The sequence below is a fragment of the Variovorax sp. LG9.2 genome, from assembly GCF_035018885.1.
GTDB lineage: Bacteria > Pseudomonadota > Gammaproteobacteria > Burkholderiales > Burkholderiaceae_C > Variovorax.
In genome coordinates this window covers 106,835-120,280 of the sequence record NZ_JASJXB010000011.1, presented here as the reverse complement: position 1 = coordinate 120,280, position 13,446 = coordinate 106,835, and the positions used below count along the sequence as shown (strand labels likewise).

Genomic DNA, 13,446 nt, shown 5'->3' with positions numbered 1-13,446 from the left:
TTGTCGATGTCGTAGCGCGCTGCGCCCGAAGAGGGTGCAGCGTCGCCGCCTTCCTTGCAATGGAGCGTCGCCTCGTGGCGGCGTGGAGAATTTCAGTTGAACAAGACCCTTCTTTCGCTCGCGCTCGGCGCAGCGTTCCCGTGGCTGGCGTTGCCGGCTTTGGCGCAAAACGCAGTACCTGTGTCTAAACCTTCCGCCGCACCGGCAGCATCCGCGGACGAAACCCCCGAGCGCGTGAAGTCGCTCGGCATCGTCACCGTCACCGGTGGCCGCCCGACCTCGCTGCCCACGCAGATCCCGACCACCATCGAGGGCGTGACGCGCGAAGAGATCGAAACCCGCATCAACGCGACCGACAGTGAAGACGCGCTCAAGTACCTGCCCAGCCTGTTGGTGCGCAAGCGCTACATCGGCGACTACAACCACGCGATCCTGTCGACGCGCGCCTCCGGCACCGGCAACAGTGCGCGCTCTGCCGTCTATGCCGATGGCATCCTGCTGTCGAACTACCTGGGCAATGGCATCGCCAACGGCACCAATTACGCGCCGCGCTGGGGGCTCGTCACACCCGAGGAGATCGAGCGGGTCGACGTGATGTACGGGCCTTTTTCTGCCGCCTATCCGGGCAACTCGGCGGGTGCGGTGGTCGACTTCGTGACGCGCATGCCGACCAAGCTCGAAGCGCACGTCAAGGCCGGCTACTCGTCGCAGCCCAACGACCTCTACAGCACCAGCAAGACCTTCAACAGCTGGCAGACCAGCGCATCGCTCGGGAGTCGCAGCGGCGAGAACAACGAGGGTCCGTGGTCGTGGTGGGTCGACATCAACCGCACCGACAGCCGTGGCCAGCCGCTGACCTTCACCACAGCCACGCTGGCCTCTGGCGTGGCTGGTACACGCGGCACGCCCGTCGCTGGCGCGGTGGTCGGCCTGAACACCACCAACACGCCGTGGTACATCCTGGGTACCGGCACGGCGTATCACACGATCCAGGACCACGCCAAGATCAGGTTGGCCTATGACTTGACGCCGACCATCACCGCCAGCTACACGCTGGGCTATTGGCAGAACACGTCGGTGGGCCGCTCGGCCAGCTATCTGAACAATGCGGCTGGCTTGCCGGTCTACAGTGGCCCGGTCAACATCAACGGCCGCAGTTTCACGCTGGCGCCGACGGCCTTTCCGCTGACCAATGACCACCAGACCCACGCCATGCATGGCCTGTCGGTCAAGAGCCATACGCAGGGCGTCTTCGACTGGGAGGTGTCGGCCAGCCTGTACGACTACTCGAAAGACCAGCAGCGCGCACCGACCGTCACATTGCCGCTGGCCGCTTTCGGGGGTGTCGGCACGCTGCAAGACCAGGGCGACGGGCGCACCGGCTGGAACACGCTGGCGGCCAAGGGCACGTGGCGCCCGCAAGGCGTCGGCGGTGCGCACATCGTCGACTTCGGTGTCGGGCGGGATGCGTACAAGCTGGGCATCCAGAAGTCCAATGTGGCCGGCAGTTGGGTCGACGGCCCGGCGCTTGGGTCGCTGTCGCAAGTCAGTAACGTCGGCGGCCGTACCGAGACACTCAACGCATGGGTGCAGGACAGCTGGCGTTTCGCGCCGAAGTGGAAGACGGTACTGGGCCTGCGTTACGAGGACTGGCAGGCGACCGATGGCTTCACCGCCACCACTGTGGCCAGCACGCTGCCTTATGCCAAACGCAGTGAGTCCGACGTGTCGCCCAAGGCGGCGCTGGCCTACCAGTTGACCGACGATACGGTGCTCAAGGCATCGGTCGGGCGCGCGGTGCGCTATCCGACCGTGGGTGAGCTGTATGGCGCGACATCGGGTGGTGCGCTGTCGTTCATCAACGACCCAACCCTGAAGCCGGAGAAGTCGTGGACCGGTGAACTGTCGCTAGAAAAAGACCTGGGCAACGGCACCGCGCGCGCTACGTTGTTCCACGAGACGACGAAGAACGCGCTGTTCAACCAGCTGATCCCCGGATCGACCGTCTCTCGCGTGCAGAACGTGGACAAGGTGCGCACCACCGGCGTCGAGCTGGCGTACACCGGGCAAGACGTGCTGATGAAAGGGCTCGATGTCGGCGGCAGCCTGACCTACGCGAACTCGAAGACGGTGGCCGATGCGGCGTTTCCTGCAGCGGTCGGCAAGTGGCAGCCGCGCGTGCCGCGCGTGCGCTCCACCGCGTACGCCACGTACAAGCCGGACGATCGGTGGGCCTTTACCGTGGCAGCGCGCTACAGCGGCAAGCAGTATTCCAACCTTGATAACAGCGACGTCAACGCCTACGCATACTTCGGCGCCAGCAAGTACTTCACCGTCGATTTGCGTGTGCGCTACCAGATCGACAAGCAATGGTCGGCCGCCTTCGGCATCGACAACGCCAACAACTACCAGTACTGGAACTTCCACCCGTACCCGCAGCGCACCTACACGGCCGAACTTCGCTTCGACCTGTGACTCACATACATCAAAGGACTTCCTCAATGACCACTTCGACCGCCCTCAGAACCATTGCCGCTTGCCTATTGCTCACCGGCACTGCTGCCGCCCTGGCCCATGTCACGCTGCCCCCCGGCGGCGCGACAGCAGGCAGCGACTACCGCGCGGTCTTCCGTGTCGGCCATGCCTGCAAGGATGCTGGGGCGACCACTGGCATCGGCGTGCGCCTGCCTGTCGGCTTCATGCTGGCGAATGCCGAGCCACGGGCCGGCTGGAAGCTCGACGTGCAACGGGCTGTGGCCAATGCGGCGCACGGGGAGGCCGAGGTGCGCTGGACGGCCGAGTCGCCGCAAAACGCGTTGCCGGGCAAAGAGCGCGCCGAATTCGTGCTCAACGGTAAGGTGCCAGCCGCGCCGGGGCCACTCTGGTTCAAGGTGCTGCAAACCTGCGATGTCGGCAGCACGGATTGGGCTCAAGTCCCGGCCAGCGGCACGTCGACCGACGGCATGGCGGCACCGGCGGCGCGACTGATGGTGGTCGCGGCGGGCGTCGCCACTGTCGACGTCCGGGATGCCTACGTGCGTCAGTCGGTGGCGGGGCAGAGCGGCACCGGCGCTTTCATGAAGCTGACCTCGCCATCGGGCTCACGGCTGGTCGGCATCTCGACGCCCGCAGCCGGTGTCGCTGAAGTGCACGAGATGAAGATGGAAGGCGACACCATGAAGATGCGTGCGGTGTCGGGTGGCGTCGACCTGCCGGCCGGTCAAACGGTAGAGCTCAAGCCAGGCGGCTATCACGTCATGTTGATGGACTTGAAAGCGGCCTTGCCGAAGGGTGCATCAGTGCCGGTGACGCTGCGTTTCGAAGACGCCAAAGGCGCGAAGACTTCTCTGGAACTGAAGCTGCCCGTCGGTGCTCCGGAAGGCGCTCCGGCCACCCCGATGCAGCACATGCACTGACGCTGAAAATGCGGTCCCCTGGAGTAAGCTGACGGCACAAAAAACCTCCAGGAGACACCTGCCATGACCGATGCAAGCAAGCCCTTTGCCTTCAGCCAGTTCGTTCCCGGCTTCGATTTCCTGAAGAACCTCGCTACCGGCAGTGCTGGCGGCGGTGGGATCGGCGGTATCGGCGCGGGAAATGGTGGTGCGCTGCCGGGGTTGTCGAGCTGGGTGGCGCCCACGCTGAGTGTCGAAGAGGTGGACAAGCGCATCCAGGAGCTGAAGACGGTTCAATACTGGCTCGAACAAAACGGCCACGCCCTCAAGGCCACGATTCAGGCGCTCGAAGTGCAGAAGATGACGCTGTCGACCCTGCGCGGCATGAATGTTCGGATGGAAGACATCGCGAGTGCGTTCACGCGGGCTGCCGCGCCTGCTGCCGAGGCCTCGGCGTCGCCATCGGCCTCTTCTTTTTTTACGCCATCGTCGTCACCTGCGGCTTCGGAGCCCGAGGGAGATGCAGAGGCAGCAGCCGAAACCGACGCGAAGGCCGAAGGCGCACCCACAGGCGCTGCCGGCGTGGTCGATCCGTTGAAGTGGTGGGGCTCGCTCACACAGCAGTTTCAGGAGATCGCTGCGTCGGCACTGCACGACGCATCGCAACTCAAGATGCCTGCCATGCCGAAGCCGCTGGCCGACTCCGCAAACAAGTCCAAACCCAAAGCCGGCAGCCCGCTCGCCGCAAAGAAGAAATCACCCGCATCTCGCAAGACCACCCCGACAGGCAGAAAATCCCCAGAGAAACCCGCCGCGGCGCCCAGACGCCCGGTCGCAAAACGATGAACCCATGAAATTGTTTCCCACCGGTCACGCCACCCATCCGCAATGGCGCATGGCGGCCGGCCTCGTGCTCGCCCAGTTGCGAGCGCAAATGACTTTGCCCGACTACGCGTCGTCGCCGACGCTCGGGCTGCTCTACATCACCGATCACTACGGTGCCGATGCACAAGACATCCTGGCGCATTTGAGTGCCGAGCTGCCGGAGGTGACCGACTGGTCCGGCACCATCGGCATTGGCGTGGCGGCCAACAACGCCGAGTATTTCAACGAGCCTGGCATCAGCTTGATGCTGTGCGCGCTGTCGAGCGATCAATACCGCGTGTTCTCCGGCGTGGCGCCATTGGGCAGCGCCGAGATGAGCGGCTTCGAGGCGCACACAGCGCTGGTTCATGCCGACCCGGCCACGCCTGAACTCGCAGAGTTGATCACCGAAATGGCCGGTCGCACCAGCACCGGTTACCTGTTCGGCGGTCTCTCGTCGGGCCGCGCCGGTGCCCTGCAATTTGCAGTCGGTGGCAACGGCAACATCCGCGGACACGGAGCGGCGAGCGGCGTATTTTCAGGTGGCTTGTCGGGCGTTGTCTTCGGCGAAGGCGTGCGACTGGTATCGCGTGTCACGCAAGGCTGCCAGCCGATTCGCTCTGGCGCTGCACGCGAACGAGAGATCACCGAGGCAGACGGCAATCTGGTGCTGAAGCTCGACGGTCAGCCGGCGCTCGATGTGCTGCTGGCCGACTTGCAGGTATCGCTCGAACGCCCTCAAGAAGCCATCGATGCAGTGCGCAATACGTTGATCGGCCTCGCCACGGCGGGCAGCGACGGCATTCGGCGCACCGGCGATCTCGGCTCCGACGTGCTGGTGCGGCACATCATCGGACTCGATCCGACGCGTCGCGGCATTGCCATCGCCGACCAGGCTGAAGCCGGGATGCGACTCACGTTCTGCCGCCGCAACGCGCAGGCCGCACGCGCCGACCTGATGCGCATCTGCGCCGAGATTCGCGAAGAGCTCGAGCCCGAAGAACAGACACTGGCGGTGGCGAGTGCCGTCGCTGCCGGTGAAGCAGAAGCCGCACCGCATCCGGCACGCCGCATTGCAGGCGCGGTGTACGTGAGCTGTTCGGGCCGCGGCGGACAGCACTTCGGTGCCCCCAGTGCCGAACTTCAGATCGTTCGCCATGCGCTCGGCGACGTTCCGCTCGTCGGCTTTTTCGCAGCCGGCGAGATCGCGCGCCATCACCTCTATGGCTACACCGGTGTACTGACAGTTTTCACCAGCGAATAATCGGCGATCAGCGTGCGGTCGTTGACGGAAATGTGCCGCTGTCTCACCTTGTCTGACACATTGAATTGCGGGTCGCGCGAGACTCCGCGTGTCACTGCACAAGGGAAGAGACATGAAACGAAGCCTGCTTCGACTGGACGAAGGTTTGTCCAGACTGATCGTATTTTCCGGCGCTCACGCGCTGCTGGGGCGCGACGGTATTTGCGACGTAGTGGTCTCCGACACGAGCGTCAGTCGTCAGCACGCATGCATTGAAATGCCGGACGACGCGCCGGCCGCCATCCGCGATCTCCACAGCTTGAACGGCGTCTTCGTTAACGAACGCCTCGTCGACGAGCGGCAGGCTTTGCAACACCTCGATGTGTTGAAGATAGGCAAGACACGCTTTCGCTTCTTCGAGGTCGAGAGCTATCGCGACTCCGACCTGATGATCTCGAGCAGTTGAAAAACGCGAGGAGTCGGAGTCCGTATGTGAACAGCTTGTCACTGATCGCCTGCGAGTTGTCACGAACTAAAAAGTTAATGAAACGTTAACCGAAAAGACGCCGGCGGGTTGTGGGAAATAAGACTCAGACCGCGCTGCGGGGTGGCTCGAAATGGATAGCTTCCGCCGACAAAATCGGTGGTTCACAAAGGGAGCTATTCATGAATATTCAACAAGCCGTCGAAACTTGCTTTCGCAAGTACGTCGATTTCTCTGGTCGCGCCTCGCGCTCGGAGTATTGGTGGTTTTTCTTGGCCTATCTGATCGTCGCGATCGTCGGGCGATTGATCAACCAATACATCCCGATTGCCGTCATTCTTGTCGTTCTGTTGCCATTGATCGCGGTCACTGTGCGACGTCTGCATGACATTGGTAAGTCGGGCTGGATGATCTTGATCGGGCTCATCCCCATCGTCGGAATGCTGGTGCTGGTCTATCTGTATGTACAGCCTTCGCAGCCAGGCGCGAACCGCTGGGGATCTTCGGACGCACTCTCGTCGTGAGCATGGTGCACTGCCCTACGAAAGGCATTTCGAAAGGCATTTCTATCGAAGACTGATCCTGCCCATCCACTACTCCTCAATCCGAATATCACGACTCAAAAAATGAAAAAGCTTCTCGCACTTATCGCCATTGCTGTCACGCTCACCGCCTGTTCGAAGACTGAAACGACTCCTGCGGCTGCAGCTGTCGAACCGGCCGCTGCGACGGCACCTGCTGCATCCGCCGCATCCGCCGCATCTTCCGCAACTTCTGCTGCACCGGCCACACCGGCCACACCTGCCACCACGCCCACGCCCACGCCCACGCCCACGACCGCTTCTGCGGACATTCCGAAGGAATGCCAGGACTATCTGGACAAGGTCAGCGCTTGCGCCGGCAAGCAACACGGCGCCGCAGGCGACGCAATAAAGGCCAGCATGGAACAGACCAAGGCTGCGTGGGCCAGCATGGGCGCCGACAAGGCAACGCTCAGTGCCGCTTGCAAGGCAGTGAACGACGCTTTTGTTCAACAGGCAGCGGCAATGAAATGCTGATCGTTTAACGACCAGATAGCGCGACGCCGGCTTTGCCGGCGTTCTTGCAAGTGCATCGGCAACGGTGCATTTGCAAGAGCCAAACGCTCACCGCTCAGTGCCATTCGCGCGCTGACTTCGCTTCGCACTTCTTCTGTTGTGTCGCAAGTTCTCTTCGACCACAACTGCACTAATTCGCCATTCGATCGTCCCGAAAAGTCACATGTCATTCACATGTGAATGTGAGGACTTTTACATTTAAATTTTTGTTTTGGCGGTATGTCACAGAAGCGTGTCAAGAACTGTGTCATCCCCTTTCCTCCTCTGTAGAGGCTGAACACAATCACCCCAGTTTCAAGCCTGTCACACAAAAAATCCCGGTCACCGGGGAGGATTTTCACAATGAACAAGTCTCACCGTTCCATCTGGACTGATGAAAGCGGCGTCGCCAATGTCGAAGTGACGGGCGATCGGTAATGCCCGCGCTCACCCCGGTCAGCGCCAGCACCCGCAGCAGCGCAATGTCGTCCAGCAGGGCGCAGCCATACGCGTACGACACCGGTTCATCCGCAAAGACGATCGCATTGCTCGACCCGCTCGGGAGCACACGTGCCCGCACCTGGAAAATTCTCAAAGGGCTTCGGCTTCTTGCGGCGCCGTTCGACCGTGCGAGCGATCTGGTGTCTTGCTACGTTTCAGGGCAACAGTTCGGGATGCTGGTTGTTAGCTTTGCCGGCTCGAACGCAAGCGCTCGGACAGAGCTCGATTTGTTGTGTCGACTGGCAGGGGCACAAACGCCGATCGCGCTGCTCATGCAGCCGAACCAGGTCGAACTGGCGACCCACGTGATGGGCAGCGAGCGCAACGACTTCTTGCTGCTTCCCGCGAGCGACGACGAGCTTCAGCAACGGTTGTCGCGTCTTCACGCCATGTGGGGTGTCAAGCCGGCAGATTGGTACCAAAACGAAACAGTGCCGCCAATGACCCGTCGGAGCTGATGTGCAGCCTGTGGGATCGAACGCCTTGTTCGGCGGACCCTCGGAGGCGCGCCTGCGCGTGGCCTTGCTCGAAGACTCGATCGACGAAGCCGATACGGTCAAGGATCTGCTTCGGCGCAATGCGCACGATGTTGTGCACCTGGCCAATGGCGATGCCTTCTACGATCTGCTGCAGCGAGACAGCTTCGACTTGCTGATGCTCGACTGGAACGTGCCCGGTCTTTCGGGCTATGAAGTACTGCGACGAGTGAGGGGCGACATGGGCTCCAACGTGCCGGTGCTGATGTTGACTGCGCGTGCCGGCGAATTCGAAACGGTGCAAGCGCTCAACGGCGGCGCCGACGACTACCTCGTCAAACCGTGCCGACCCTTCGAACTGCTGGCCCGCATCAACGTGCTGATGCGCCGTTTGACGGTACCGACCCTCACGCAAAGCGTCGAGCAGACCGAAGGCATGCACTTCGATGCAGCGCAGCGGGTCGTGACGCGTGACGGTGTTGCAGTGAAGCTCACGCACAAAGAGTTCGAAGTCGCCCGATTGCTGTTCAAGCACTTCGGTAGTCCGCTGTCGCGGGAGCACCTGAACCAGGCGATCTGGAATGGCCAAGCCATGGCACGCACCATCGACACGCACGTATCGCGCGTACGCACCCAACTCGGTCTCACAGTCGAGAACGGATTTCAGCTACAGGCGGTCTACGGTTTCGGATATCGGCTGGAACGATTGCCAGTGGAGGCCTGAACGTGCGCCGTCTTGGCGCAGTGTTTCTGTAGGCAGCATCAGCTTTGTCGTCGGCAGTGCGATGCCGAAAGCGCTAGCGCCGCAAGCGCGTGAACAGTTCGAACTCCCAGTTGCGCATGCCCAGCAGCAGCGTGTAGCCCTCGCGATCCTTCGGGGAGAGCTTCTGGTCGGTCTGGTGCTGCTGCGCGAAGTCTTGCGCCACGCGCTGCAGTCGTTCGAGAAAAGCCGGCGCCAATGATTGGCTGATCGATCCGTGCACCAGCAGCAGGCCTTCTGCCGGCCCGTCGAAGCCGCCGCGGTAGTAGTCGAGCACCACGTTCTCGCGAAAGAACTCCATCACCGGCCCGTGCGGCCGCCAGCGAAAAGTCTTGGCAAGCTTGAGCCGATACCGGTTGAGCGGCCGCAGTTCGATGATGCCGATGCGGTCCAACTGCGCCAAACAGCCGATGCACTCCGCCTCGCTGATCCGATACGCAGTGACGATCTGCTCCAGCGTCCACTGGCTCAGCACGCTGATGGCGACCAGCAGCAGCTTCTTGTCGCGCACCACGGCTTTTTCCTGCTCCTGCGTCAGCTCCTTCAACAAAGGCTGGGCATCGGCAACACGCCGCGCCAGCTCGGCGAAATCCATCTTCAGCGCACGACAGATCGCGTCGACGCGCGACAGCGGCATGTCGCCCTTGGCCAGCATGCGTTTGACGCTGGACTCCGCCATGTCGAGCGCACGCGCCAGGTCGGCGTAGGTCATTCGAGCGTTCTTCAGTTCGTTCTTCAGGGCGAAGACGAGGTCGACGGTGGTGCTCATAGGCTGCTCGCAGGTTCGGCGGTTGAGTATTGAAAACTGGTACGGAAGGGCGTGAATTGGTACCTCGTATCGATTTTCGATGCTTGCGGAGCGATTGACAACTTAAATTCCGGCCGACCGCGAACCACTACCCGCCTACGGAGCCCACCATGCACCTGCCATCCTTGCCCGACTTGTCGTTCCCCGCAGCAACTCGCCGCGAACGCATCTTGTTCGCCGCGTTCGCATTGCTGGCGCTTTTCGCCGTTGCGTGCCCTGCGTTCAGCGGGCCCGATGCGGTCTCTGTTTTTGCCGATGACCGTGGCTGGCACAGTTTGCCGAACGCGATGGACGTGTTGAGCAATCTGCCGTTCCTCGCGATCGGCCTGCTGGGGCTGCGGTGGCTTCGTTGGCTCGATCGGCCGGAACTGTCTGCCACGCCGACAGCCGCATCGGCTGGGGAGCCGGTCGACCTCGGCGTGAGCCAACGTCTGGGCAATAGCCTCGACTGCGCCTGGCTCTTCTTCGCCGGGCTGATCGCCTGCGCCGCAGGATCGGTCTTCTATCACCTGCAGCCCGACATGTTGCGGCTCGCTGCCGACCGCGCCGGCATGGCGATCGCCTTCGCTGGACTGATCGGACTGGCCGTGTGCGACAGGGTAAGCCAGCGTGCCGGCTGGGCCGCCGCCTGGGCCACATTGGCGGGCGGGTTGCTGGCGGTGGCGATCTGGTTCGAAACAGGCAACGTCGCGCCGTGGGCCACGGTGCAGTTCGGCGGCATGGCGCTGGTGCTCATGCTGGCGTTGACCAAGCCGTTGCCCGAAGTGTCCGGAAGTGGGGGCGCGGTGGGGCTCAAGCTCGGTTGGGTCATCTTTTTCTACGCGCTCGCCAAGCTGTTCGAGCTGTCGGACCACGCGGTCTACGAGGCCACCCACCACATCGTGTCGGGCCACAGCGTGAAGCACCTCACGGCGGCGCTTGCCGGCTTGCCCGTGCTGCATGCTTTGCAGACCGTCGGGCGCAGGACCCTGCGGCACAATCCGGGCGCGGCCGCGATCACGGCCTGAGGAGCCCGCGAGGGACACATCGAATGACCACACCCGCTGCTGCCGTCACGGCCTCACCAGCTTTGCAAACGCCCGACGCCAACGCGCACGCCAACCAGTTCGCGTTGCTGAAGCAGCGGCGTTTCGCACCTTTCTTCTGGACGCAGTTCGCCGGCGCGGCCAACGACAACCTCTTCAAGTTCGCCTTCACAGTGATGGTCACTTACCAGCTGCAGTTGAGCTGGATGCCGCCGGCCATAGCGGGCCTGGTGATCGGTGCCCTTTTTATCCTGCCGTTCCTTTTGTTTTCCGCGACGTCTGGCCAGCTCACCGACAAGTTCGACAAGACGAAGATGATTCGCTTCGTCAAGAACCTCGAGATCGTGATCATGCTCATTGCGGCATGGGGCTTCATGAGCGCCAATGCGGTCGTGCTGCTGGGCTGCGTGTTTTTGATGGGGCTGCACTCGACGCTGTTCGGCCCGGTCAAGTTCGCCTACCTGCCGCAGGTGCTCGATGCGCGCGAGCTCACTGGCGGCAATGGCATGGTCGAGATGGGCACCTTCGTGGCCATCTTGCTGGGCCAGGTGGCGGGCGGGTTGCTGGTCGCGGTGCCGCAGATCGGGCATACGTCGGTGGCGGTCGCTTGCGTGTTGCTGGCTTTGGTTGGGCGCGGCGTGGCACAGGCGATTCCGCGCGCACCTGCGACCGACCCCAACCTCGTCATCAACTGGAATCCGTTCAGCGAAACCTGGCGCAACCTCAAACTGGCGCACGGCAACGTGGTGGTTTTCAGGTCGCTGCTCGGCATCTCCTGGATGTGGTTCTTCGGTGCGGTGTTCCTGAGCCAGTTTCCGAGCTTCGCCAAGGAAGTGCTGCACGGCGACGAGCAAGTGGCGTCGCTGCTGCTGGTGGTGTTTTCGATCGGCATCGGCACCGGCTCGCTGCTGTGCGAAACGCTGAGCCGGCGCCAGGTCGAGATCGGTCTGGTGCCGTTGGGCGCGATCGGCATGAGCGTTTTCGCGATCGACCTGTACTTCGCTTCACGTGCCTTGCCGACCCTGGCCGAGATGGGCATCGGCGACTTCATCGGACGCCCGGCGCACTGGCGCGTGATGGCCGACCTTGGTCTCCTGTCGCTGTTCGCGGGTCTCTACAGCGTGCCGATGTACGCGCTCATTCAGTTGCGGAGCCAGCCGACACATCGCGCGCGCATCATCGCGGCCAACAACATCCTCAACGCGCTTTTCATGATTGCGAGTTCGGTCATTGCCGGCGCCTTGCTCGGCGCCGGCTTCACCATTCCGCAGATATTTTTGTTCACCGGCATCGCCAACGCCATCGTCGCTTTCTACATCTTCATGCTGGTGCCGGAATACCTGTTGCGCTTCGTCTCCTGGGTGTTGTCGCGCTTTATCTATCGGTTCAAGGTGTGCGGCGACGAGCACATTCCTACCGAGGGCGCCGCTATCCTCGTTTGCAACCATGTGAGCTTCATCGATGCGGTGCTGCTGATGGCCGCGAGCCCGCGACCGATCCGTTTCATCATGGACCACCAGATCTTCAAGGTGCCGGTGCTTGGCTGGCTTTTCAAGCTTGCCAAGGCGATTCCGATTGCACCGAACAAAGAAAATCCTGCGGCCTACGAGTCGGCGTTTGCACAGGCCATTGGCGTGCTGCGCGAAGGCGACCTGCTGGCGATCTTTCCAGAAGGTGCGCTCACACGCGATGGCGAGTTGCAACCTTTCAAGGGCGGCATCATGAAGATCGTCGACATGGCGCGCAGCGAAGGCATGGAGGTGCCGGTCGTGCCGATGGCGTTGACCAACCTGTGGGGCTCTTATTTCAGCCGCATTGAAAAGCGCGGAGACAAAAACGTGGCGATGGTCAAGCCGTTCCGGCGTGGCCTCTTCAGCAGCGTCGGCCTGAATGTCGGTAGCGCCGCGGCTCCGGCCGACGTCCAGCCCGAACTACTGCAACAGCGCGTGCGTGCGCTGCTGACTGCATGAAGCACCCACGGAGCACTTTCTGAGCTGGCATCTACTGACCCTTCTGGGCGACAGCGGTCTGCTGTTGCCTTGCGCCGCGCTGATCGCGGTCTGGCTCGGCGTCTCACCACGCACCCGCAACGGCGCGATCCGCTGGGTCGTGATCTTCGGGCTCGGCAGCAGCATCGTTTTTGCGTCCAAGCTGGCGTTCCTCGGCTGGGGCATCGGCAATGCGCGGCTCGACTTCACCGGCGTCAGCGGACACACCATGCTGGCGACCAGTATCTGGCCCGTGGCGTTGTGGCTGATGGCCTCGCGCTGGGGCCATGCACCGCGTGTGGCCTTCGCCATCGCCGGCTGGTTGCTGGCCTTCGTCATCGGTGTCTCTCGATTGGTGCTCGAGGCCCATTCCATCTCCGAGGTGTTGGCGGGCTACCTGATGGGGGGCATCGTCAGCGTCACCTTTCTGGCGATTCAACACAACCGGCCGCACCCGAAGCTGCGCTGGCCCTGGGTGGCGGTCAGCTTGGCGCTGCCGCTGGTGTTCGTGCCCATCGGAGCGCCCGCTCCGACGCAAGACTTGATCGAGCGAATAGCGGTCCGGGTCGCACATCTCGAGCGGCCCTTTACGCGCGACGATCTTCATCGGCACTGAGCCGTTGCTCGCTGCGCGGTATCTCCTGCGGATACCACGAGCCCATTGCGCCGCCACCGGCGCATGAATTCGCCTCCTTCATGAGGTGTGCGACCCATCATCCGCACACCTTCACTATGCCGCGAGGCACTTCACCGTTATGAACCGCTCCAGTTGCCACTCTCGTGATCGCCGACAGCACTACAGCGAGTGCTGTCGTGGCGATATCGG

General features: G+C 62.5%; 13 protein-coding genes. 12 read left to right on the top strand and 1 reads right to left on the bottom strand.

From position 1 onward, the window contains the following. Positions 1–96 precede the first annotated feature (96 nt). The 9 genes from QN413_RS13765 (at position 97) to QN413_RS13725 (ending at position 8,763) form a co-directional block, all read left to right on the top strand. Positions 97–2,475, top strand: a complete 2,379-nt coding sequence (locus QN413_RS13765) for a TonB-dependent receptor (protein ID WP_323497159.1) — start codon at positions 97–99, stop codon at positions 2,473–2,475. A 26-nt stretch (positions 2,476–2,501) separates the two neighbouring features. Further along, positions 2,502–3,416 (top strand): copper chaperone PCu(A)C, encoded by a 915-nt coding sequence (locus QN413_RS13760; RefSeq protein WP_323497158.1) that lies wholly within the window; start codon positions 2,502–2,504, stop codon positions 3,414–3,416. A gap of 63 nt (positions 3,417–3,479) precedes the next feature. Then, the gene (locus tag QN413_RS13755; RefSeq protein ID WP_323497157.1) at positions 3,480–4,241 is read left to right on the top strand and encodes a PhaM family polyhydroxyalkanoate granule multifunctional regulatory protein; all 762 of its coding nucleotides are present in this window, start codon (positions 3,480–3,482) and stop codon (positions 4,239–4,241) included. Positions 4,242–4,245: 4 nt separating this feature from the next. Then, a complete protein-coding gene (locus tag QN413_RS13750) occupies positions 4,246–5,523 on the top strand; it encodes an FIST signal transduction protein (RefSeq protein ID WP_323497156.1) in 1,278 nt (425 codons plus the stop codon). 112 nt (positions 5,524–5,635) lie between these two features. Further along, positions 5,636–5,968, top strand: a complete 333-nt coding sequence (locus QN413_RS13745; protein ID WP_323497155.1) for an FHA domain-containing protein — start codon at positions 5,636–5,638, stop codon at positions 5,966–5,968. 200 nt (positions 5,969–6,168) lie between these two features. Next, on the top strand, positions 6,169–6,510 hold the full coding sequence (locus QN413_RS13740) for a DUF805 domain-containing protein (protein WP_323497154.1): 342 nt from the start codon (positions 6,169–6,171) through the stop codon (positions 6,508–6,510). 102 nt (positions 6,511–6,612) lie between these two features. Continuing rightward, positions 6,613–7,044, top strand: a complete 432-nt coding sequence (locus tag QN413_RS13735; protein ID WP_323497153.1) for a hypothetical protein — start codon at positions 6,613–6,615, stop codon at positions 7,042–7,044. Between the two features lie 455 nt (positions 7,045–7,499). Beyond that, positions 7,500–8,021 (top strand): hypothetical protein, encoded by a 522-nt coding sequence (locus tag QN413_RS13730; RefSeq protein ID WP_323497152.1) that lies wholly within the window; start codon positions 7,500–7,502, stop codon positions 8,019–8,021. Between the two features lie 25 nt (positions 8,022–8,046). Further along, on the top strand, positions 8,047–8,763 hold the full coding sequence (locus QN413_RS13725; RefSeq protein ID WP_323497151.1) for a response regulator transcription factor: 717 nt from the start codon (positions 8,047–8,049) through the stop codon (positions 8,761–8,763). Positions 8,764–8,836: 73 nt separating this feature from the next. Here the strand turns inward: QN413_RS13725 and QN413_RS13720 are convergent, their stop codons facing one another. Beyond that, a complete protein-coding gene (locus QN413_RS13720; protein WP_323497150.1) occupies positions 8,837–9,568 on the bottom strand; it encodes a helix-turn-helix transcriptional regulator in 732 nt (243 codons plus the stop codon). A gap of 149 nt (positions 9,569–9,717) precedes the next feature. Here QN413_RS13720 and QN413_RS13715 point away from each other — a divergent pair, with 149 nt between their 5' ends. The 3 genes from QN413_RS13715 to QN413_RS13705 all read left to right on the top strand — a co-directional run bounded on the left by QN413_RS13715 (position 9,718) and on the right by QN413_RS13705 (position 13,236). Then, positions 9,718–10,614: a hypothetical protein gene (locus QN413_RS13715; RefSeq protein WP_323497149.1), complete on the top strand. Its 897-nt coding sequence runs from the start codon at positions 9,718–9,720 to the stop codon at positions 10,612–10,614. Positions 10,615–10,637: 23 nt separating this feature from the next. Beyond that, on the top strand, positions 10,638–12,602 hold the full coding sequence (locus QN413_RS13710; RefSeq protein ID WP_323497148.1) for an MFS transporter: 1,965 nt from the start codon (positions 10,638–10,640) through the stop codon (positions 12,600–12,602). A 64-nt stretch (positions 12,603–12,666) separates the two neighbouring features. Continuing rightward, positions 12,667–13,236 (top strand): phosphatase PAP2 family protein, encoded by a 570-nt coding sequence (locus tag QN413_RS13705; RefSeq protein ID WP_323497147.1) that lies wholly within the window; start codon positions 12,667–12,669, stop codon positions 13,234–13,236. Positions 13,237–13,446 lie beyond the last annotated feature (210 nt).